Below are 21,643 nucleotides of genomic sequence, written 5' to 3' on the forward strand. Positions count from 1 at the left end.
GTTCGCAGGCGTCTTCACGCGTGGCAAGGTGAAGGACTGAACGACGCGTGGGGACGCCGTGACCGACGACTTCGATGCATTCGACGCCAGCCCGGTGCCGATGTGGGTCTTCGACGAGTCGACGTTGGACATCCTCGATGCCAACACGGTCGCGGCCGAGATGTACGGCTACGACCGCGACACCATGCGCGGCTTGAGCATCCTCGACCTGCGCCCCGAGAACGAACGCCCGCACATCACGCGCTACATCCGCGACAGCGCAGGCGAACCGCGGCCCGAAGCGGTGTGGCTGCATCGCCATCGCGACGGCGCACTGATGCACGTGCAGATCCGCACCTCGCGCGTGGACTGGCGCGGCTCGCCGGCGCGCCTGGTCGTCGCGCGCGATGTCAGCGAAGTCGAACGCGCGCAGGAACGCGTGCACCTGATCGCACAGGCGGTGAGCGACGCCGCCTACGACTGGGACGTCGTCAACGGCGCCGTCTGGTTCAGCGACAGCTTCGCCACCAACTTCGGCTTCGACGACACGACGCTGCCGCGCGACATCGACGCTTGGGCCGCACTCGTGCATCCGGACGATCGTGCGCGCGTCGGCGCGAGCCTCGCCATCGCAATCGAAGGCAGCGCCACGCAATGGACCGAGGAATATTCGTTCCAGCGCGGCGATGGCACCTACACCGACGTGCTCGATCGCGGCTACATCCAGCGCGACGGCCACGGCACGCCGCTGCGCATGGTCGGCGGCATGATCGATCGCTGCCCGCAGCATCTCCTGTCGACGCGAATGCGGTTGCTCGAACGCGCGGTGCAGGCGTCCGCCAGCGGCATCGTCATCGCCGATGCGCAGCGCGACGGTTATCCGATCGTCTATGCCAACGCCGCGTTCGAACAGATCACGGGTTATCGCGAAACGGAAATCGAAAGCCGGCCGTTCGATGTCGTGCAGGCCTTCGATCCGCAGCGCACCGGCAGCGCGCTGGTGCGCGATGCACTCGATGCGGTGACCGACCTGCACGTCGCGTCGCAAGGCACGCGTCGCGACGGCACGCCGTTCTGGTACGAGCTGCAACTCACGCCCATGCGCGACGCCGATGGCCGCGTCACCCACGTGCTCGGCATGATCACCGACACCAGCGAACGCCAGCGCCACGCGCAGCAGTTGCACTGGCGTTCGACGCACGACGTTTTGACCGGCCTGCCGAATCGCCACCTCGTGCTCGAACGCGTCGCCGAAAGCGTGGCACGCGTGCAGGCCGACGGCGGCCGCGTCAGCGTGCTGATCGTCGACCTCGACGAATTCAAACTGGTCAACGACGAACTCGGTCACGCCACGGGCGACCGCGTGCTGTGCGAGATCTCGACGCGACTGCAACGCGTCGCCGGGCCGCGCGCATTGATCGGCCGTTCCGTCGGCGATGAATTCGTCATCGTGCTCGAAGGCGACGACGAACTCGAAACCGAACGCCTCGCCGCACGCGTGCATGCCGCGTTGTCGGAACCGTTGGAAGTCGCCGCACGCCGATGCAAGGTCAGCGCCTGCGTCGGCTACAGCCATTGCCCGGAAGATGCGGTCAGCGCCGAAAGCCTGCTGATGAGCGCCGAACTCGCGATGTACCAGGCGAAGAAGCAGGGCCGCAATTGCACCGTCGCGTATCGCGCCGGCGCAACGCCATCCGGCGGCGGCAAGCTGCAACTGCTGCAGGAATTGCGCGAAGCACTGGAGCGCAAGGAATTCCGCCTGCTGTTCCAACCGCTGTTCTCCGCCGACCTGCAACTCGTCGCGCTCGAAGCACTCGTGCGCTGGGAACATCCGATGCGCGGCCTGTTGCCGCCGTCGGACTTCATCGCGATCTGCGAAGAGAGCGGGCTGATCGTCGAACTCGGCCGACGCGTGCTGCACGAAGCCGCGCGCCATCATGCGTTCCTCGTCGCGCAGGGTCTCGGCCACGTGCGCATCTCGGTCAACGTCTCCGCGATGCAGTTCGCGCACGGCCTGCTGGACGACGTGCGACGCGTCATCGACGAATTCAACCTGCCGCCGGGCGCGCTTGAACTCGAACTCACCGAAAGCGTCATCGTCGACGACCCCAAGCGCGCCGCCGACGTCATGAGCGCACTAGCGGAACTCGGCGTGACGCTTGCGATCGACGACTTCGGCGTCGGCTATTCCAGCCTGTCGTACCTCAAGCGCCTGCCGATCCACCGCCTCAAGATCGACCGCTCGTTCGTCAACGATCTCGAATCGGATGCAAGCGATCGCTCGATCTGCGAAGCGGTGATCGCGCTGGCGAAAACGTTGCGGCTTGGTGTCGTCGCGGAAGGTGTCGAGTCACCGTTCCAGCGCGACTGGCTGCGTACGCGCGGTGCGGGGGAGCTGCAGGGGTATCTGTTTGCGAAGCCGCTGCCGTTTGATCGGGCGACGCGCGTCGAAACCGCATCGACCGAACTCGTCGGCTAACGCTTCGCCTCGCGTTGACGCGGTGCAGCGATGCTGTCGCGGTTTTCCATCGGAGCAGGGCCATGATCCTCAATCGATTGATGTTCGTCGGGTTGACCGCGCTCGCATTGACGGCGTGCCAGAAGAACGACGCGACGACCGACACCGCGACGCCGGCGGCGGATACCACGGCATCGGGCGATAGCGCGACGACCGCCGACTCGGCAGCGCAGCAGCAGTCGGCGGCGCAGGCTGCAGCGGCGGCGGCTGATGCGGCCGCTGCACAGGCAGCGAACTCGCCGGCTTCGACGACGGGCGACACGATGTCGACCGATACGACTGCCGCATCGACCCCGGCGGGCACGCCTGCATCATCAACCACGTCGCCCAGCGATACGCCGGCATCGACAACGAACGACACCGACAAGAAGTAACGCGCAACAAAAAGGGCGGGGAAATCCCGCCCTTCGTTCGTATCGGGTCGCTACACAAGCGCGCCCCGTCGCATCACGCGATCAGACATCCCCATCCATCAACCAACCCTCGCCGGTGCCGCGATTGAACACGCGGTCGCTGTCGAGCACGTTGCCGGCGGGCACGGTGTCCTGCGTCGCCAGCTGCGCATAGATCGGCGTGAAGTCGGGCTTGGTCGCGTCGAACAGCTGCTCGAAGCTGTCGATGACGAAGTACGTCTTCTGGTACGTGTCGATGCGGTAGCGCGTGCGCATGATGCGTTCCAGGTCGAAGCCGATGCGGTTCGGTGCGTTCGATTCGAGGCAATGGATCGATTCGCCCTTCGACGACAGGATGCCGCTGCCGTAGATGCGCAGGCCGTCGGGGTCGCGGATCAGGCCGAATTCGGCGGTGTACCAGTACAGGCGCGTCAGGCAGGCGAGCGCGTCGGGGCCGATGCCGTGCGCTTTGACGCCACCGCGCCCGTACGCCTGCATGTAGTCGGCGAACACAGGGTTCATCAGCAGCGGCACGTGGCCGAACAGGTCGTGGAAGAGATCCGGTTCGGACAGGTAGTCCATCTGCTCCGGCTTGCGGATCCACCACGTCACCGGGAAACGGCGGTTGGCGAGGTGGTCGAAGAAGGTGAGCTCGGGCAGCAGGCCTTCGACGCCGACCAGCTCCCAGCCCGTCGCCGCGCGCAGCGTGCGGTTGAGGTCGTCGAACTTCGGGATCTCGTGCGCGCTCATGTGCATGTCGCGCTGCGCGGCGAGGAAGGCCTCGCTGGCGCGGCCGACCAGGATCTTCTGCTGGCGCTCGAACAGCTGCGCCCAGACGTCGTGGTCGATCGGCGTGTAGGTCGACCACGGCTGCTCGATCACCGCGGTCGTGTAGACCGGGACGTAGCCCTTGTCGGTGAGCTGGTGTTCGACGCGTTGCGGTTCGGCATTCATGGCGTGACTCCGCTGGACGTCCCAATCTAGGGGCTGGCGGACGCAACGGGATTGCGTTGTTGCGCCGGCAGCCGCGCTTGGCGCACGATCCGTGCGTCAAACAGAGGAAAGGCGCAACGAATGGCCGCCGTCGAGCTGGATCGCACTGACCTGCTGCTGCTCGCCGCCCTGCAGGGCGAGGGCCGGCTGACCAATGCCGAGCTCGCCGAGCGCGTGCATCTCTCGCCCTCGGCCTGCCTCAGGCGCGTCCAGCGGCTCGAGCGCGACGGGGTGATCGCGGGCTACTCGGCGCAGGTCGACCCCGAGCGCTTGGGACTCGGCCTGCAGGCGTTCGTGCGCGTGCAGCTGGCCAAGCACGACGCGGCGTCGATCGATGCCTTCACCGGCTTCGTGCAGCAGTGGGACGAGGTGGTGACCTGCCACGCGCTCACCGGCGACATGGACTACCTGCTGCAGGTCGCGGTGCGCGACCTCGAACACTTCTCGCGATTCCTGCTCGACCGCCTGCTCAACCAGGCGGGCGTCGCCGACGTCAATTCGAGCTTCGTGCTGCGCACGGTCAAGGCGTTCCGCGGCATGCCGCTGCCGGGGCGCTGAGCGGCGTCAGGCGACGTCGTTCGATACTTCGCTCCAGCGTTGCAGCAATGTCGCCAGCACCGGGTTGCTCTGCGCCTGCGATTCCACGTCAGGCAGCACGTCCAGCCACTCGTCCGTGCTCGCGCTGCGGTGGTGCAGCGTCTGGAACGCATGGAAGCCCATGTGCCAGCGATCGAACACGCGCTCGACCGGCGTTGCACGCTGCAACACGCGCAGGTCGTGATGCAAGGTCGACGCGGCGATGGCCGCGAGCGTGCGCTCGACCTCATCCGGCGGGCCTTCGAGCATCTGCAGGATACAATTGCCACGCTTGAGCAGTGCGCCGGTGATGCCGCGGCGCGCATTGCGCACGCGTGAGCCGATCAGGATGACGTCGAGTTCGGCGTCGGTCAGCGCGGCATCGGCGCGGCTTTCGTAGACGAGAGCGGTCAGCATGGCCGCATTTTGCATGGGTCGAATGACGACGACGATGACAACGATCGCGTCAGCGGGCGGCCTCGGCCACCAGCCCGACCGTGCCGATCACGACCAGCACCCAGGTCACGACGCCGAGTGCCAACCAGATCCAGTTGGCCCAGGTCAGGCGGCGGTTCGCAGTGCCGCGCGGGTCGCCGCACGCGATATTCGCGATGCACTGCGTCCGCCACAGCGACCACGCCAACGGCACGAGCGCCGCGAGGCTCACGAGCGGAAGCCAGGGCGGCCCGAAATGGTTCGATGACATGCGGTCCGCGACGACGCTGGTGATCGCGAATACGACGTAGAGCGTCGTCGTGTTGCCGGGCGACCAATGCACGGTCGCGACTCGACGCGCGCGATGGTCCACCTCGTTGTTGAGCTCGTGCACGTAGAAGAGCGAGAACAGCGCGCGGGCAACCGGCCACATCGGCGTACCGGTTGCGCGCCGGAAGCGTGTCCACTGCATGTACGACCAGTAGTAGCGGTACAGGCCCAGCGTCATCACGTACATCAGCACGAGCTTGTACGGCGCGACCACGAAAAACGGCGTGCCGGTAGCGGCGTCGGTTGCGCGCGTGTCGGCCACCGCGGCCATGGGCGGTGCGTAAACGTTGTCCTGCATGGAAATCCCCCCGATGTCCCCGGGGCGATCCTAACGCGCGGCGTCAGCCCTTGCAGTCGTCCTTGTGCATCCAGTCGGGCAGTTTCGATGGCGTGCACGCGGGCTTGGCGGGCAGCAGCGCGGGCTTGGGCATCCGCGCCTTCTGCAACTGCGCGAGCTTCGCGCGGATCTGCGGCAGCGCGGCGACAGCCGCACGTTCGCCTTCCAGGATCACCGCCGCCTTCTGCTCGAACGCCGCAGGGCCCACCGTGTTGACGTTCGGACGGATCACCACGTCGGCGCGTGCGAGTTCCTGCTCGCCGAGCTTCTGTCCCATGATCGTGATCGACTGGTTGACCGTGCCGAGCAGGCTGCCCGGCGCGGTACCGGGCGCCTTGCTGGAGATGTCGACGGCGATGACGAAATCCGCGCCGAGCTGGCGTGCGGCGTCGACCGGCACCGGGCTCACGATGCCGCCGTCGATGTAATGGAACTTGCCGATGGGCACCGGCTCGAACACGCCGGGAATGCTGCTCGACGCACGCACCGCCTGCCCAGTATTGCCGCGGTTGAATACGGTGCGCTGCCCGGTTTCGAGTTGCGTCGACACCGCGGCGAACGGCTTGCCGAGTTTCTCGATCGAGCGGTTGCCGACCGACGTGTTGACGTAGTCCTGCAGCGCCTGGCCCTGCACCAGCCCGCCGCCGAACAGGCGCACGTCCTTGATGCGATCCTCGTCGAGCGCGACTGCCTGCTTCTGCAGCGCGAACGCATCCATGCCGCTCGCATACAGCGCGCCGACCACGCTGCCCGCACTGGTGCCGCTGACCACGTCGATCCTGATGCCGTTCGCTTCGAGCATCTTGATGACGCCGATATGCGCGAAGCCCTTCGCCGCGCCGCCGCCGAGTGCGAGGCCGATACGGATCGGCTTGGGTGCCGGCGCGACGACCTGCGGATTCACCGCATCCGGTGACGGACGAACGTCGCCGCCGCCGCACGCAGTGAGTGCAGTGGCGAGCGCGAGGGGCAGGGCGATGCGAAGACGAGCCATGGGCATCCGACAGTAGGAAAACGGTCCGGCGCATCGCTGACGCACCGGACCGCAAGGATCAACGCTGGGCCGACAGCGCGCGCTTAACGGGCGGCTTCCGCGCGTGCGTTGTCGCGGTGGGCCATGTCGCGGCCGACGCAATAGCCACCCGCCAGCAGCGCGAGCACGGCGATCGCTGCGACCACCAAGTAAGGTCGGCGGCGGCTTGCGGTCGATGCGTTCGGCATCGCCGCGTCAGAACCCGTTGTCGCCATCCAGCAGGCGACCGAGCCCGCCGAGCACCGAGCCTTCGCCGACGCTCTTGCCGCCGCCCTGCGGCGCCGCGGCCAGCATGCGGCCGGCCATGCGCGAGAACGGCAGCGACTGCAGCCACACCTTGCCGGGGCCGGTGAGCGTGGCGAGGAACACGCCTTCGCCGCCGAACAGCATCGACTTGATGCCGCCGACCGGACGGATGTCCATGTTCACCGTCGGATGGAAGGCCATGACGCAACCGGTGTCGACATCGAGCCGCTCGCCGGCCGCGAGGTCGCGTTCGACCAGCGTGCCGCCGGCGTGCACGAACACCCAGCCGTCGCCGTCGAGGCGCTGCATGATGAAACCTTCGCCGCCGAACAGGCCGGTGAGGATCTTCTTCTGGAAGAAGATGCCGAGCCGCACGCCGCGCGCGCCGGCCAGGAACGAATCCTTCTGGCAGATCAGCGTGCCGCCGTGGTCGGACAGGCGGATCGGCAGCACCGTGCCCGGATACGGCGCCGCGAAGGCGACGCGCGCCTTGCCCTGGCCCTGATGGGTGAACACGGTGGTGAACAGGCTTTCGCCCGTGACCACGCGACGCGCCGCCGCGAACAGCTTGTCGCCGATGCCGCTGGCGCCGCTGGCCTTGCTGCCGTCGCCGAACACCGTGTCCATCTGGATGACGGCGTCCTTGTACATGAGCGCGCCCGCTTCGGCGATCGCGCTTTCGCCCGGATCGAGCTCGATCTCCACGAACGGCATGTCGTTGCCGACGATGCGGTAGTCGATGTCGTCGGCCGTGCTGCGGCTGGCATAGCCCGGCGGCGGCGTGGGTGGCATGTGCGACGGCTGCGCACCGACGACCTCGGCGAACTCCGGCATCGAACGCACCGGCTGCCAGCCGGACAGGCCCTCGCGCCAGCACATGTGGTTCGGGTTCTGACGCGCGAAATCGAGCGCGGCGTCAGGATCGAGCGGGCCGACGCGCTCGCTGCTCTGCGGATGGACGAAGAACCACTGGCTCACGGCGCACTCCCTGTCGACGGAAGCGCGCAGTGTAGCGATCGCTCGCGGTATGGCATCCCTCGGACGTCATGCCTGCATCGATGCGACGATGGCGGCGGGGATCGGACGGGGAGGGGTCGTCATGTCGATTGGTGCAACTGCATCCGCGCGACGTACGCCGTCGCGCATCGAAGGGGTGCTGCTGCTCTGTGGCGTCGCGCTGGCGATGGTGGTGTCGTGCATCGTCGCGCGTGACCGCATGACCTGGGCGATGGAAACGGTGTGGGTGATGCTCGCCTTGCCGTGGCTCGCGATCGACCGGCGCCTCGCACCGACGCGGCTGCTCGCGTGGTTGCTCGCGCTGCATGCGTTGGTGCTGATCGAAGGCGGCGCCTACACGTATGCGCAGGCGCCGATCGGCGAGTGGTTGCGCGATGTGCTGCACACGCAACGAAATCCGTGGGATCGCATGGGGCATGTGATGCAGGGCGTGGTGCCGGTGATCCTTGCGCGCGAGGTGTTGCTGCGTCGCACGCCGCTGCGGCCGGGTGGTTGGCTGACGTATCTGTGTGTTGCCGCGGCGTTGAGCTTTTCGGCGTTCTTCGAGCTGATCGAGTGGTGGAGTGCGCTATCCCTCGGCGCGGATGCCGATGCATTTCTCGCGACGCAGGGGGATGTGTGGGATACGCAGTGGGATATGTTTTGTTGTCTATGTGGGGCGATCGGATCGTTGGTTGTTTTTTCGCGGGTGCATGATCGGCAGATGGGGTTTCGCGACTAGGTTGCGCATCTCGTCCGCGGCGTGCGCACAGCCGGTGCGGCGGTGAAGCAAAGGCGTTTCGTGCGCTGAAGCGCCCGAGTTACTTTTCTTTGCTGGTGCAAAGAAAAGTAACCAAAAGAAAGCACCTTCCCCGATCAGATCTACAGCGCGCGGTTTGTGATCCCACGCGATCCGCACACTCGCCATCCTGGCTCGGGTGCGGACGGCGCACATCCATGTGCGCCGCCCTTCGGGTCCCGCGATTTAGATCGCTCGCCGATGCGCTTGGCTTACGGCACTCGGGCGGCCACCCACGCATCGACCCGCTTCACACCGGCCCGCTTCAACGCCGCCGCAGCCGCACGTAACGTCGCGCCCGTCGTCATGACATCGTCGATCAACGCCACATGCTCCGGCAGCGGCAATTTCGGCCACGCCTGGAACGCATCCTTCAGATTCCGACGCCGCGCCACCGCCGACAGCCGCGACTGCTCCTGCGTCGGCCGATGCCGCACCAGCGCATGGTCGAGTACCGGCAGATCGAGCGCGCGACCCAACGGACGCGCGATCTCCAGCGCCTGGTCGAACCCGCGCTGCCGCAGCCTCGCGCGATGCAGCGGGACCGGCACCAGCGCCTGCGGACGCGAAACATCCCGCAACCGTTCGGCCATCAACTGCGCGACCAGCCGGCCGGCAGCGAGGTCGCCTGCAAACTTCAGCCGCGGAATCAGGCGATCGAGCGGCGCGGAATAGAGGAACGCCGCGTGGACCTCGGACAACGCGCCCGGCCGCGCCTTCAGGCAATCACCGCAGACCACACCGGCCTCGTGCATGGGCAATGCGCAGCCGAGGCAGGCGATCACGTTGACCGGAAGCCCGGCCTCGCAGGCATGGCAGAGGTCGAGTCCGTCCAGACCGGGGTCTTCGCAGGCGAGGCAGCGAGTCGGCCACAGGAGGCGGGTGGCGTCGTTGCGCAGCCAGAAGCCGAGGCGGGCGCGGAGCCCGTCAACCGGCGGCGGGGCGATCAGGTTGACAGTGGTGTCCATGGTTTCCAGACTGCCCGGCCTACCTCGCTGTGACTGTCGGAAAACTCCTATGGAAGCTGTCAGTGAACTGCGCGCCGTGCCTACTGGCCTGCGCCACGACTGGTCCCGCGACGAGATCCTCGCGCTGTTCGATCTGTCGCTGACCGAGCTCTTGCATCGCGCCGGCAGCGTGCATCGCCAGCATTTCGACCCCGCCGAGGTGCAGGTGTCGACGCTGCTGTCGGTCAAGACCGGCGGCTGCCCCGAGGATTGCGCGTACTGCCCGCAGGCGCAGCGCTATCACACGGGCGTCGAGGCGACGAAGCTGATGTCGACCGACGCCGTGCTCGATAAGGCCAGGCAGGCCAAGGCCGCCGGCGCCTCGCGCTTCTGCATGGGCGCCGCGTGGCGTTCGCCGGCCGACCGCGACATCCCGAAGGTCGCGGCGATGATCCGCGAGGTGAAGTCGCTGGGCCTCGAGACCTGCGCCACGCTCGGCATGCTCAGCGACACGCAGGCCAAGGCGCTGCGCGACGCCGGCCTCGACTACTACAACCACAACCTCGACACCGCGCCGGAGTTCTACGGCGAGATCATCCACACGCGCGAGTACCAGGATCGGCTCGACACGCTGTCGCATGTGCGCGACGCGGGCATGAAGACCTGCTGCGGCGGCATCGTCGGCATGGGCGAGACGCGCTCGCAGCGCGCGGGCCTACTGCAGGCGCTCGCGAACCTGCCGGCGCATCCGGATTCGGTGCCGATCAATCGTCTGGTGAAAGTCGAAGGCACACCACTCGCCGACAGTGCGGAACTCGATCCGTTCGAATTCGTGCGCATGATCGCGGTCGCCCGGATCATGATGCCGCGCTCGATGGTGCGCCTGTCCGCCGGCCGCGAATCGATGTCGGATGAGCTGCAGGCGCTCTGCTTCGCCGCCGGCGCGAACTCGATCTTCTACGGCGAAAAACTGCTGACCACCGGCAACCCCGACACCGAGCGCGACATGGCGCTGTTCGCGCGCCTGGGCTTGCGTCCGATGCAGGTCGTCGAAGCGCCGAACACCGTGCACGCCGACATCGTCGACGTCGAACCTGCCGACTTCGGCGCCGCATCGATGGGTTGCGGCACCGGATGCGGTTGCGCCGCCTGAGGTGCGCTGGCCGCAGCGCATCGGCGACGCGAAGGCCGCGCGTGACGCCGCGGCCCGCCGCCGCGGGCGCCGCACGGTCACGCGGCGTGACGGCATGCGCTGCGAGGTCGACGGTCGCGAGCTGCTGAGCTTCTGCAGCAACGACTATCTCGGCCTGTCGCAACATCCCGAGGTCATTGCCGCCTTGCGCGACGGTTGCGTCGACGGCGTCGGCAGCACCGCGTCCGCACTGGTCTGCGGTCACCACGCATTGCACGAGGCGCTCGAGCGCGAAGTCGCCGACTGGTTGCAGCAACCGGCGGCGCTGCTGTTCGGTAGCGGGTTCGTCGCCAATCTCGCCGTGCTGCAAGCGCTGCTGCACAGCGGCGACACCTGCGTGCAGGACCGCTTGAACCATGCATCGCTGATCGACGCCGCCAAACTCTCCGGCGCCACGTTGCGTCGCTATCCGCATCTCGATGCCGAAGGCGCGGCGCGCCAGCTCGACACGCACGAAGGCGACGGCCTTGCGCTGATCGCCACCGACGGCGTCTTCAGCATGGACGGCGACGTCGCTCCGCTGCGCAAACTTGCGTCGCTCGCTGAAGGCCGCGACGCATTGCTCTACGTCGACGATGCACACGGCGTCGGCGTGCTCGGCCCGGAAGGGCGCGGCAGCGTCGCCGATGCCGGGCTTTCCACCTACAACGTGCCGCTGCAACTCGCCACGCTCGGCAAGGCACTCGGCACGTATGGCGCGATCGTTTCGGGTGACGCCGACCTCATCGGCCATCTCGCAGAGACCGCGCGCGGCCACATCTATTCCACCGCGCTGCCGCCGGCGCTTGCGGCAGCGTCACTGGCTGCGGTGCGCATCGCGCGCGTCGCCGACGACCGTCGCGCACATCTGAACGCGATGATCGAGCGCTTCCGCGACGGCGTCGCGCGCAACGGGCTCGACGTGCTGCCATCGAGCACGCCGATCCAGGCGGTCATGGCGTTCGACGACCGCATCGCGCTTGCGATGTCGCACGTGCTCGAGGACGTCGGCTTTTGGGTGTCCGCGATCCGCCCGCCGACCGTGCCCGAGGGCCGCGCGCGACTGCGCGTCACGCTCACCGCGCTGCACACCGAATCCGAAGTCGACGCGCTCGTCGACGCCCTTGCCCGCGCGCGCGACGCCGCGGACACCATCATCACCGCATCCGCATGACCGGCGAAGCCCACCTCCCCAGCCTTCTCGCCAAGCTCGACGTCGACGTGCGTCCGGGCACGTACGTCGTGCTTTCGCGCCCCGCACCCGACGCCGCCTTCGATGCCGTCGCCGAAGCGCGCATCAACGAAGTCGAAGGCGTCACGTATGTAGTGCCCGAGGCGTTCGGTCGTGCGCAGGGCGAGCCGCCGGATTTCGTCGCCGCATGGCTGACGCTGAAAGTGCATTCGGCCTTGAACGGTGTTGGACTCACCGCCGCGGTGTCGGGCGTGCTCGCTGAGCGCGGCATCGCCTGCAACATCATCGCGGCGCGCTACCACGACCACATCCTGGTGCCGACCGCGCGACGCGATGACGCCATTGCCGCCATCCGCAGCCTGCGGACGCGCTGACATGCACGTCGAGACACAGGGCCACGGGCACTCGATCGCGCTCATCCACGGGTGGGCGATGCACGGCGGCCTGTTCGCGCCGCTGGTCGAACGCCTGCGCGATCGCTACACGCTGCACCTCGTCGACCTGCCCGGGCACGGCCATGCGCGCGAGAGCACGCAGCCACTCGATCCGCATGCATTGTCGGGCGCGTTGGTCGACGCAGTGCCTGATGCGGTGTGGCTCGGTTGGTCGCTGGGCGGACAGTTCGCGCTGCGCAATGCACTCGATCATCCCGATCGCGTGCGCGGGCTGGTGATGCTCGCCTCGTCGCCGCGTTTCGTCATCGACGAGGGGTGGCCGCATGGCGTCAAGCCGACGCTGTTCCGCGATTTCGGCGAAGCGTTGTCGAAAGATTTCCGAGGCACGCTCGATGGCTTCCTCGCACTCGAGTCGCTGGGATCGACCAGCGCGCAGGCCGAACTGCGCGACCTGCGCGCGCATGCGTTCGAACGCGGCGAGCCTGCGCCCGATGCATTGCTGCGCGGTCTCGAACTGCTCGATACGTTCGATGCTCGCGAACAGCTCAAGCATCTACGCGTGCCGAGCCTGTGGATCTCGGGACGTCGCGATCGGCTTGTTCCTGCAGGTGCGATGCCCGCCGCCGCGCAGCTCGCGCCGAACGCGACCAGCCTGGTGATTCGCGACGCCGGCCATGCGCCGTTCCTCGGCGCGGCCGACGAAGTTTCGCGGGCGATCGATGCGTTCGCGTCGCCGCTGTTCGCGGAGACAGGCGTGGCGCACGGCAACGCATCGGTGGCACCGCGATGACCGATCTCTTCGACCACCGCCAGGTCGGCCGCGCGTTCTCGCGCGCCGCCACGCATTACGACGAAGCCGCCGCATTGCAGCGCGAAGTCGGCACGCGTCTCGCCGAATCGCTTCCGTACTACGAGGACAAGGCGCTGGGCGGGCGCACGCCGCAGCTCGTCGTCGACGTCGGTTGCGGTACCGGGCACGGCACGGCGCTGCTGCAGGCGAAGTGGCCGAAGGCTCAGGTGCTCGCGCTCGATCTCGCGCCCGGTATGGCGAGCGAAGCGCAGCGTCGCCTGTCCGCCAAGCGCGGCCTGCTCGACTTCTCACGCAAACCACAAGTGATCCGCGCCGACGCGATCGCGCTGCCGCTGCGCGAGAACAGCGTCGACGTGCTGTTCTCCAACCTCTGCCTGCAGTGGGTCGAAGACCTGCCGGCGGTGTTCGCCGGTTTCCGTCGCGTGCTGAAACCCGACGGCCTGCTGCTGGTGTCGACCTTCGCGCAGCAGACGTTGATGGAACTGCGCGAAGCGTTCGCCGATGCCGACGACGCACCGCACGTCAGCCCCTTCATCGACATCGCGCGTTTCGGCGATGCATTGATCGCCGCGGGGTTCCGCGATCCGGTGCTCGATCGCGACGTATTCCGCCTCGCGCAACCCGACCTCCCCTCGATCATGCGCGAGCTGCGAACGCTGGGCGCCACGAACGCGATGCACGATCGACGTCGCGCGCTCACGGGACGTGCGCGCTTTGCACGCGCCGCGCAGGCGTACGAAGCGATGCGCGAGCCGAATGGGCTGCCGGTGACGTGGGAAGTCGTCTACGCGCAAGCATGGGGCCCGGCGCACGGCGCACCCATCCGCAACGGCGGCATCGAGGAAGTGCGCGTACCGGTGTCGAGCATCCCGATCCGGCGTCGCCCGTGAAGGTCGACGCACGCACGGCGATCAGTGCCGTCGGCCTCGCGCTGCTGTCGGCGCTGTTCTTCACTTCGACCTATGTGTTGAACCGCGCCGCGGCGGTCGACGGCGACCATTGGGCGTGGACCGCGGTGCTGCGCTATGCGTGGACCGCGCCATTGATGCTGCCGCTGATGCGCGGACGCTGGACGGCGCTGTGGCGCGTGATGCGCGCGAAGCCCGGCCCGTGGTTCCTGTGGAGCGGCATCGGCTTCGTGCTGTTCTACATCGGCCTCACGTATGCGGCGTCGAGCGGGCCCGCGTGGCTGATCGCCGGCACGTTCCAGCTCACGGTGATTGCCGGCATGTTGTGCGCGCCGCTGCTGTATCGCGATGCGCGGCGTCGCGTGCCGATGTCGGCGCTGGCCTGCGGTGCGCTCGCGGTGATCGGTGTCGCGTTGATGCAGTCGTCGCAGGCGAACGGCAGTCTGCATGCGGATGCGTGGATCTCGATTGCGTGCGTCGCGTTCGCGGCGGTCGCGTATCCGCTCGGTAATCGCGGACTGCTCTTGCACCTCGAGCGCGAAGGCATCGAACTCGACGCCACGCAGCGTGTGTTCGGCATGACGCTGGCGAGCCTGCCGCTCTGGATTCCCGTCGCGATCTACGCCGCGGCGAACGCGGGTGCACCGCCGATGCGGCAGGTGATGCTTTCGGGCGGTGTCGCGCTCGGCGCGGGCGTCATCGCGACCGTGCTCTTCTTCCGCGCGACCGGCATGGTGCGTCGCGATCCCGTTGCGCTCGGCGCCGCGGAAGCGATGCAGGCGGCGGAGATCCTGTTCGCCGAAGCGCTGGGCGCGCTGTGGCTCGGCGAAGCCTGGCCACACGGCATCGCGGCGATCGGCGCGATGGTGGTGATCGCCGCGATCGCGCTGTTCAGCGTGCTGGCGACGCGACGCCCTTAGCGACGCCCTGCTTGTCCGCACGGAAGAAGACGCGGCCCTGGTAGGGCGTGCCGAGCAGCTTCACCACCGCGCCCTGTTCCTGCATGAAAGCGGCGACGCGCGGCCAGTCCTCGACGCGGCAGATCCACAGGCGCGGACCTTCGTCCTCGGTGAGTTCCTGTCGCGCATTGCCGTCGTATTCCGGATTGAACTTCGAGTCGTCGGCCGGATACAGCGACAGCTTCTCGACCTGCACGTGCGGGCCCAGATGCAGATGCACGCCGTAACGCACCATGTCCTCGACGAAGACAATTTCCTCGATCGGGCCGTCGGCACGCAGCGCGATTTCATGCGCCCAGTTCTCGGCGTTCTTGTGCGTGGGGAAATGCCAGGACGCGTACTTCAGGCCGAACATCAGCAGGCCCCAGACCACGATCGCACCGACACGCGGTAGCGTGCGACCTTCGCGCAGCGACTGCAGCGAGACCAGCAGCGCCAGCGGCGCGAACAGCGGCAGGATGTAGAGCGGCAGGCGCGAGCGCGCGATGCAGAAGATGGTCAGCGGCACCAGCGCCCATAGCGTCGGCAGCAGCCATGGCGCGTCGGCGATGCGCGCGGATGCATTGCGTCGCCATGCCTGCACCTGCGCGTGCAGACCGCGCATCCAGTGCCACAACGGCCGCGACCACGGCAGCGTGCCCAGCAGCAGCGTAGGCGCGTAGATCACGAGCCAGCCGTACCACTCGCCGTGGCGCTTGAACTCGTCGGTGGCGACGCGGCCGACCACTTCCGAGCCGAGGAAGTAGCCCATCAGTCCGGGCGTCTTCTGCGTCACCGCGATGTACCAGGGCGCGGCGATCACGACGAACAGCAACAGCCCGAGCGGACGGAACACGCCGGGCCGATCCTTGGTGCGCGTCAGCAGGTCGAACAGCAGGATCGGCAGCAGCGGCAGCAGGCCCGGCGGGCCCTTGGTAAGGAAGGCGAGGCCGAACGCGCCCCACATGAGCACCAGCCAGCGTTTCGGATGCGACGGCCCGAAGCGCGCTTCGACAAACGCCCACAACGCCGTGGTTTCGGTCAGCGTCAGCAGGTAATCGGTGGTGATCATCTGCGACGCGCCGAACGGGAACATCATCGTCGCGTACACCAGTGCCGCACGAACGCCGTTGCCCTTGGCGAGGCGACGGCCCATCAGGCCGACCAGCAGCACGCACAGCACGTGCGACAGTGCTGCCGGCACGCGCGCGGCGAACGCATTGCTGCCGAACACGGCGACGCTCGATGCGATCGCCCAGTAGGTGAGCGGCGGCTTGGTCCAGTGCTCGACTTCGTAGCTCCGGCGCGGGATCAGCCAGTCGCCGCTGTCGAGCATGTTGAGCGCAACGTTCGTGTAGCGGCCTTCGTCCGGATCCCAGAGGCCGCGCATGCCGAGGAACGCGAACGCGGTGACCACCGCGAACAGCGCGATCCACAACGCGGGATGTCGCCACCACGGGCGCTCGGCGGGCATCGTGTTCATGCGTTCACCAGCGCGGCGATGTCGACGTTGCCGCCGGACAGCACGATGCCGACGCGCCGGCCTTCGAAGATCTCCCGATTCGCCAGAACCGCAGCGAGCGCGACCGCCGACGATGGTTCGATGAGCTGCTTCATGCGCGTCCACACCAGTCGCATCGCCGCGAGCGTCGCGGTGTCGTCGACCACCAGTGCCTTCGCACCGTGCGCGCGCAGCAGGTCGAAGTTGATCGCGCCCAGCGTGCCGCGCAGGCCGTCGCAGATCGTGTCGGGCGTGAATTCAGTGACGCGTTCGCCGCGCTGCAGCGACGCCGCGGTTTCCGCCGCACCCGCGGGTTCGGCCACGTAGAACTTCGTCGATGGTGACGCACCGGTAATCGCGAGCGCGGTACCGGATGCGAGCCCGCCGCCGCCGACCGGCACCACGATCGCATCGAGCGGATGCGTCGCGAGCAGCTCGAGCGCGGCGGTGCCCTGGCCGGCGATCACCAGCGGGTCGGTGTAGGGATGCACGAGGCGTGCGCCGAGCGACTGCTGCAAGTCGGCGCACATCGCCTCGCGCGCGGCGATGGTCGGCGCGCAGCAATGCAGCACCGCGCCATACGCGGCAATCGCCGCGAGCTTGCCCGGCACCGCGCCTTCCGGCACCACCACATGGCAGGCGATGCCGCGGCTCTTGGCAGCGAGCGCCAGCGCCGCGCCGTGGTTGCCGGAGGAATGGGTGACGACGCCCTGTCGCGCTTCGTCCTCGTCCAGCGCCCACACCGCGTTGCAGGCGCCACGGAATTTGAACGCGCCGATGCGCTGCAGGTGCTCGGCCTTGAAGTGCAGCGTGCAGCCGGCGAGCTCGTCGATCGTGCGCGAGCGCAGCACCGGCGTGACATGCGCATGCGGCGCGATGCGCGCGGCGGCGGCGAGGACGTCGTCGAAACCCAGGTCGGTCATGCGGAGTGCGGCGGCAGCGGGGCACTTAGGGTAGTGCCGCGCGCGGGCGTCCGCATTACGCCGGCGTCATGTCCTGCGGCGGCCGAGCAGGCTCACCGCCGTCGAGCCGGCCACGACCAGCATCGCGCCGATCCAGCCGACCATCGACATCGGCTCGGGCGCGAGCATCGCCGGCCACAGCGAATGCACCGCGGCGACCACGCCGAGGCAGAGCAGAGGCGTCATCGCCAGCACTGCGGACACACGCGAGGCTTCCCAGTGTGCGAGCGCTTCCGCGAACGCGCCGTACGCGACCACCGTGTTGAGCGCGCAGTACGCGAGCAGCATCCACTGCACGTCGTCGAGGTTCGCAAGGTGGCTCGGGTGGGCGAACGGCCACAGCAGCAGCGTCGCCGCGACGTAGATCACCGCGAGGATCTGCATCGAGCCGAGCTTCACCAGCAACTGTTTCTGCGCGAGCGCGTACACGGCCCACACCACCGCGCCGAGGATGACCAGCAGTGAGCCGACGAGATACGTGTGCGCATCGCCGTGGCCGGGCGTCGCGTCGACATGCACCAGCTGGTCGCGGAAGAACAGGCCCAGCCCGCAGACCAGCAGCGCCATGCCGAGCCACTGCGCGGCACGGAAGCGCTCGCCGAAAACAACGATCCCGCCCACCGCCATCAGCAGCGGCGCGAGCTGGATCAGCAGCTGTGCATTCCCCGGCGAGGTGCGGCCCACGCCGAGCAGGTAGAAGACGTAATTGCCGACCAGCATCACCGCGGCGATGCCGAGCAACGTCCAGCCACGACGGCCGAGTGCACCGAGCCCGACCAGCCGACGGCGTGCGCCGAGCCAGGCCAGCGTGAGCAGTGCCGCGACGAGGAAACGGAACCATGTCAGCGTGAGCGGATCGAGCACCTGCAGCGTCACCTTCAGCGCGACCGGCAACGTCGCCCAGCACAGCGCGGTGACCAGGCTCAGCATCAGCCCGAGGCGGGTTCGTCCGGACGCGCGATGCAGGGTCGACATGGAAGTGTCCGGTACGGCGGCGTGCGATCCTCGCAGGCACGCTGCATGCGGGCAACGTCGTGGGTGGACCGCTGTATCCGGCTGAACCGCTCAGCCGCACCACGCCCAAGGCGAAAAAGTTAAGCGGTAGTTCAACGCGAGCGGCCGAAGCTGGCCAAATAAGTGACAGGGGTGATCGCCATGATCCGCAAACTGATTCTTCCGCTCGCCGCCACCGCGCTGCTCGCGGGCTGCGTCGCCATGCCTTACGACTACCGGTCCGACGGGCACGGCGACTACTACTACGGCTCGCCGTCGGTCGAGTACCGCTACGAGGGCGGCTGGCCGTACTCGGGCTTCGGCTATCCGGGCTACTACGGCCCGTACCGTTCGGGCTTCTCCGTGTGGGGCGGCTACTACGGTGGCGGTTACCCGGGCTACTACGGTTCGCCCTATTACGGTTCGCCCTATTACGGTTCGCCGTACTACGGCTATCCGCGCTACGGCTACCCATACCACAACAGCCATCCGAACTATCCGCGCCCGAACTATCCGAACAACAACGGTCATCGACCCGACGGCGGGCCGTGGCGCAATCCGGACGAGATCGTCCGTCGTCGCCGACAGGTCGATGGTGGCGGTGGCGGGGTCATGCCGATCGCGCCGCGTCCGGACCTGCCCTCGGTCAGTCGTCCCGATGTCGGCGGCGTGGGGCCGCGCATGGGTGGCGGTCGAGGCGGTGATGGCACGGCGACCGGTGACGTGATTCGCCGCGCGCGTCGTGGGAGCGGAAACGAGCCCTGAAACGTGACCGCGGCGGCTTGCGATGCCGCCGCACGGGCCTCAAGCTAAACGGGCTCCGTCCGCCCCCGCGGGCGGCCGCGCCGTTTCCGCCATGTCGGACCCCGGCGAGGATCTTCGGATCCCCCCTGTTCCGCCCCTCGCCGGGGGCCGGCACCCGGTCGTCGACCGGCGCACGCATCCCCCGAAAAGATGAAGGGCCGGACGTCCCCCGACATCCGGCCCTTCGTGCTTCCCCGCGGGCGCTTGGCCAGCCCCTGTTCCAATACCGGCCGACGCATGCGCCTGCCCCGCTGGGTGCAGTGACCATCAGTGCACGAAGCGTGCCATCGACGTGTCGACGCGGTCGCATGTCCGGAATCGGACAACTGTCACGTTCCGCGACCCGATCGGTTTAGGCGGCCCCGCCCGAATGTGACGCAGTGCGGCCAAGCGCGGCCCGGCCGGTCATGCGCTGACGTTCGCGTCGCATCCCTGTTCAGCAACTCGCCGCCTTCGCGGCTGCGCGACAATGCGCGGGCATTTCGAGGCAAAGCAATGAGCGACTCCTTCTACCGGTTCGACGTGATTGTGGTCGGCGGCGGCCATGCCGGTACCGAGGCCGCGCTGGCGTCCGCGCGTGCCGGTGCACGCACGCTGCTGCTGACGCACTCGATCGAGACGGTCGGCGCGATGAGCTGCAACCCGGCGATCGGTGGCATCGGCAAGGGGCATCTCGTCAAGGAGATCGATGCACTCGGCGGCGTGATGGCCCGTGCGGCCGACGCCGCCGGCATCCAATGGCGTCGCCTCAATGCGAGCAAGGGCCCCGCGGTGCGCGCGACGCGCTGCCAGGCCGATCGCTCGCTCTATCGCGCGTACATCCGTCGCGCCGTCGAGTCGCAGCCGAACCTCACGATCTTCCAGGCCGCGGTCGACGACATCGGCTTCGACGGTGGCCGCGTCGATTCCGTCCTGACGCAGACCGGCCTGCGCTTCTTCGCGCCCGCCGTCGTGCTCACCGCCGGCACGTTCCTCGCCGGCAAGGTGCACATCGGCGCGACGACGTACGCCGCCGGCCGCGCCGGCGATCCGCCCGCCGCGACGCTCGCCGCCAAGTTGCGCGAAGGCCCGTTCGTGGTGGACCGCCTGAAGACCGGCACGCCGCCGCGCATCGACGGCCGCACGCTCGACTACTCGGTGATGGACGAACAACCCGGCGACGATCCGCGCCCGGTGATGTCGTTCATGGGTTCGACTGCCGACCATCCGGCGCAGGTCTCGTGCTGGATCACGCACACGTCGGAACGCACGCACGACATCATTCGCGGCGCGCTGGATCGCAGCCCGCTGTACACCGGACAGATCGAAGGCATCGGCCCACGCTACTGCCCGTCCATCGAGGACAAGGTGGTGCGCTTCGCGGAGAAGGCGAGCCACCAGATCTTCGTCGAGCCCGAAGGCCTCGACGTCGCCGAGATCTACCCGAACGGCATTTCGACATCGCTTCCGTTCGACGTGCAGCTCGATCTCGTGCGCAGCATCCGCGGCTTCGAGAACGCGCACATCACGCGTGCCGGCTATGCCATCGAATACGACTTCTTCGACCCGCGTGGCCTGAAGACGACGCTTGAAACGAAGGCGATCGAGGGCCTGTTCTTCGCCGGCCAGATCAACGGCACCACCGGGTACGAGGAAGCTGCCGCACAGGGCCTGCTCGCGGGCGTCAATGCGGCGCGCTTCGTGCGCGGTGTCGACGGCTGGAGTCCGCGTCGCGACGAGGCCTATCTCGGCGTGCTCGTCGACGACCTGACCACGCACGGCACCAGCGAGCCGTATCGCATGTTCACCTCGCGCGCCGAATACCGGTTGCAGCTGCGCGAAGACAATGCGGACCTGCGACTCACGCCGGTCGGCCGCGATCTCGGTCTGGTCGACGACGAACGCTGGCAGCGCTTCGACACCAAGCGCGAGGCTATAGACCGCGAAACCGCACGCCTGCGTTCGACATGGGCGGCGCCCAACAATCCGCTCGGGCGTGAGATCGCCGATGCGCTCGGCATCGAGATCACCCGCGAAGCCAATGCGCTCGACCTGCTGCGTCGTCCCGAACTCGACTACGCGAAGCTGATGCGCGTGCCGTCACTCGCGCCGGCCGTCGATGACGTCGCGGTGGCCGAGCAGGTCGAGATCGACGCGAAGTATTCCGGCTACCTCGATCGCCAGCGCGAGGAGATCGAACGCGCGCGGCGTCATGAGGACACCGCGATCGCGCAGGACTTCGACTACGCGCAGGTGCGCGGGCTGTCGGCCGAAGTGCGGCAGAAGCTCGAGCGCGTGCGTCCGCAGACGGTCGGGCAGGCGCAGCGCATTCCGGGCATGACGCCTGCGGCGATCTCCTTGCTGCTCGTGCATCTGGTGCGCGCACGCCGCGAACGCGTCGCCTGACG

21 protein-coding genes are annotated in these 21,643 nt (G+C 68.0%); 12 read left to right on the forward strand and 9 right to left on the reverse strand.

The window, feature by feature from the left end:
* Positions 1-58: 58 nt before the first annotated feature.
* Both ACVWZN_RS12770 and ACVWZN_RS12775 read left to right on the forward strand, forming a co-directional pair.
* Positions 59-2,458: a sensor domain-containing protein gene (locus ACVWZN_RS12770; protein ID WP_456954145.1), complete on the forward strand. Its 2,400-nt coding sequence runs from the start codon at positions 59-61 to the stop codon at positions 2,456-2,458.
* Positions 2,459-2,520: 62 nt separating this feature from the next.
* Positions 2,521-2,871, forward strand: a complete 351-nt coding sequence (locus ACVWZN_RS12775; protein ID WP_456954146.1) for a hypothetical protein — start codon at positions 2,521-2,523, stop codon at positions 2,869-2,871.
* 81 nt (positions 2,872-2,952) lie between these two features.
* Here the strand turns inward: ACVWZN_RS12775 and phhA are convergent, their stop codons facing one another.
* On the reverse strand, positions 2,953-3,843 hold the full coding sequence (gene phhA / locus ACVWZN_RS12780) for a phenylalanine 4-monooxygenase (protein WP_456954147.1): 891 nt from the start codon (positions 3,841-3,843) through the stop codon (positions 2,953-2,955).
* Between the two features lie 120 nt (positions 3,844-3,963).
* Here phhA and ACVWZN_RS12785 point away from each other — a divergent pair, with 120 nt between their 5' ends.
* Positions 3,964-4,440: an Lrp/AsnC family transcriptional regulator gene (locus tag ACVWZN_RS12785; RefSeq protein WP_027083619.1), complete on the forward strand. Its 477-nt coding sequence runs from the start codon at positions 3,964-3,966 to the stop codon at positions 4,438-4,440.
* A gap of 6 nt (positions 4,441-4,446) precedes the next feature.
* On the opposite strand, the gene ACVWZN_RS12790 is transcribed toward ACVWZN_RS12785, so the two are convergent.
* The 4 genes from ACVWZN_RS12790 to ACVWZN_RS12805 all read right to left on the reverse strand — a co-directional run bounded on the left by ACVWZN_RS12790 (position 4,447) and on the right by ACVWZN_RS12805 (position 7,817).
* Entirely contained in the window at positions 4,447-4,875 is a 429-nt protein-coding gene (locus tag ACVWZN_RS12790; RefSeq protein WP_456954148.1) for a BLUF domain-containing protein, read from the reverse strand.
* Positions 4,876-4,924: 49 nt separating this feature from the next.
* The gene (locus ACVWZN_RS12795) at positions 4,925-5,521 is read right to left on the reverse strand and encodes a hypothetical protein (protein WP_456954149.1); all 597 of its coding nucleotides are present in this window, start codon (positions 5,519-5,521) and stop codon (positions 4,925-4,927) included.
* 43 nt (positions 5,522-5,564) lie between these two features.
* The gene (locus ACVWZN_RS12800; protein WP_456954150.1) at positions 5,565-6,560 is read right to left on the reverse strand and encodes a patatin-like phospholipase family protein; all 996 of its coding nucleotides are present in this window, start codon (positions 6,558-6,560) and stop codon (positions 5,565-5,567) included.
* 228 nt (positions 6,561-6,788) lie between these two features.
* Entirely contained in the window at positions 6,789-7,817 is a 1,029-nt protein-coding gene (locus tag ACVWZN_RS12805) for a TIGR00266 family protein (RefSeq protein ID WP_456954151.1), read from the reverse strand.
* A 121-nt stretch (positions 7,818-7,938) separates the two neighbouring features.
* Between ACVWZN_RS12805 and ACVWZN_RS12810 the strand changes: the two genes are divergently transcribed.
* Positions 7,939-8,577, forward strand: a complete 639-nt coding sequence (locus tag ACVWZN_RS12810; RefSeq protein WP_456954152.1) for a DUF2238 domain-containing protein — start codon at positions 7,939-7,941, stop codon at positions 8,575-8,577.
* A gap of 269 nt (positions 8,578-8,846) precedes the next feature.
* On the opposite strand, the gene ACVWZN_RS12815 is transcribed toward ACVWZN_RS12810, so the two are convergent.
* Positions 8,847-9,602, reverse strand: coding sequence for a double zinc ribbon domain-containing protein (locus ACVWZN_RS12815; protein ID WP_456954153.1), 756 nt, complete (start codon positions 9,600-9,602; stop codon positions 8,847-8,849).
* Positions 9,603-9,651: 49 nt separating this feature from the next.
* Between ACVWZN_RS12815 and bioB the strand changes: the two genes are divergently transcribed.
* Genes bioB through ACVWZN_RS12845 form a run of 6 tightly spaced genes read left to right on the forward strand, consistent with a single transcriptional unit; the run spans position 9,652 to position 14,978 of the window.
* Complete coding sequence (gene bioB, locus ACVWZN_RS12820) at positions 9,652-10,734, forward strand: biotin synthase BioB (RefSeq protein WP_456954154.1); 1,083 nt, start codon at positions 9,652-9,654, stop codon at positions 10,732-10,734.
* A 1-nt stretch (position 10,735) separates the two neighbouring features.
* On the forward strand, positions 10,736-11,926 hold the full coding sequence (bioF, locus tag ACVWZN_RS12825) for an 8-amino-7-oxononanoate synthase (protein ID WP_456954155.1): 1,191 nt from the start codon (positions 10,736-10,738) through the stop codon (positions 11,924-11,926).
* Positions 11,923-12,318, forward strand: coding sequence for an ACT domain-containing protein (locus ACVWZN_RS12830; protein WP_456954156.1), 396 nt, complete (start codon positions 11,923-11,925; stop codon positions 12,316-12,318). Before bioF ends, ACVWZN_RS12830 begins: the two co-directional genes overlap by 4 nt.
* 1 nt (position 12,319) lies before the next feature.
* Positions 12,320-13,129 carry a pimeloyl-ACP methyl ester esterase BioH gene (gene bioH, locus ACVWZN_RS12835; protein WP_456954157.1) on the forward strand — a complete coding sequence of 270 codons (810 nt, stop codon included), beginning with the start codon at positions 12,320-12,322 and terminating at the stop codon, positions 13,127-13,129.
* The gene (bioC, locus tag ACVWZN_RS12840) at positions 13,126-14,040 is read left to right on the forward strand and encodes a malonyl-ACP O-methyltransferase BioC (protein ID WP_456954158.1); all 915 of its coding nucleotides are present in this window, start codon (positions 13,126-13,128) and stop codon (positions 14,038-14,040) included. Before bioH ends, bioC begins: the two co-directional genes overlap by 4 nt.
* Positions 14,037-14,978 (forward strand): multidrug resistance efflux transporter family protein, encoded by a 942-nt coding sequence (locus ACVWZN_RS12845; protein WP_456954159.1) that lies wholly within the window; start codon positions 14,037-14,039, stop codon positions 14,976-14,978. The genes bioC and ACVWZN_RS12845 overlap by 4 nt, the downstream gene beginning before the upstream one ends.
* Here the strand turns inward: ACVWZN_RS12845 and ACVWZN_RS12850 are convergent.
* From ACVWZN_RS12850 to ACVWZN_RS12860, 3 genes are all read right to left on the reverse strand, one after another.
* On the reverse strand, positions 14,950-16,479 hold the full coding sequence (locus tag ACVWZN_RS12850) for an ArnT family glycosyltransferase (RefSeq protein WP_456954160.1): 1,530 nt from the start codon (positions 16,477-16,479) through the stop codon (positions 14,950-14,952). The genes ACVWZN_RS12845 and ACVWZN_RS12850 overlap by 29 nt on opposite strands.
* Positions 16,476-17,420, reverse strand: a complete 945-nt coding sequence (locus ACVWZN_RS12855; RefSeq protein WP_456954161.1) for a pyridoxal-phosphate dependent enzyme — start codon at positions 17,418-17,420, stop codon at positions 16,476-16,478. Before ACVWZN_RS12855 ends, ACVWZN_RS12850 begins: the two co-directional genes overlap by 4 nt.
* A gap of 66 nt (positions 17,421-17,486) precedes the next feature.
* Complete coding sequence (locus tag ACVWZN_RS12860; RefSeq protein ID WP_456954162.1) at positions 17,487-18,434, reverse strand: DMT family transporter; 948 nt, start codon at positions 18,432-18,434, stop codon at positions 17,487-17,489.
* Positions 18,435-18,614: 180 nt separating this feature from the next.
* Here ACVWZN_RS12860 and ACVWZN_RS12865 point away from each other — a divergent pair, with 180 nt between their 5' ends.
* Together ACVWZN_RS12865 and mnmG are read left to right on the forward strand one after the other, a co-directional pair.
* Positions 18,615-19,217 (forward strand): hypothetical protein, encoded by a 603-nt coding sequence (locus tag ACVWZN_RS12865; protein ID WP_456954163.1) that lies wholly within the window; start codon positions 18,615-18,617, stop codon positions 19,215-19,217.
* Between the two features lie 534 nt (positions 19,218-19,751).
* Positions 19,752-21,641: a tRNA uridine-5-carboxymethylaminomethyl(34) synthesis enzyme MnmG gene (mnmG, locus tag ACVWZN_RS12870; protein WP_456954164.1), complete on the forward strand. Its 1,890-nt coding sequence runs from the start codon at positions 19,752-19,754 to the stop codon at positions 21,639-21,641.
* Positions 21,642-21,643: the final 2 nt, after the last annotated feature.

The sequence above is a fragment of the Lysobacter sp. HA35 genome, from assembly GCF_054061195.1.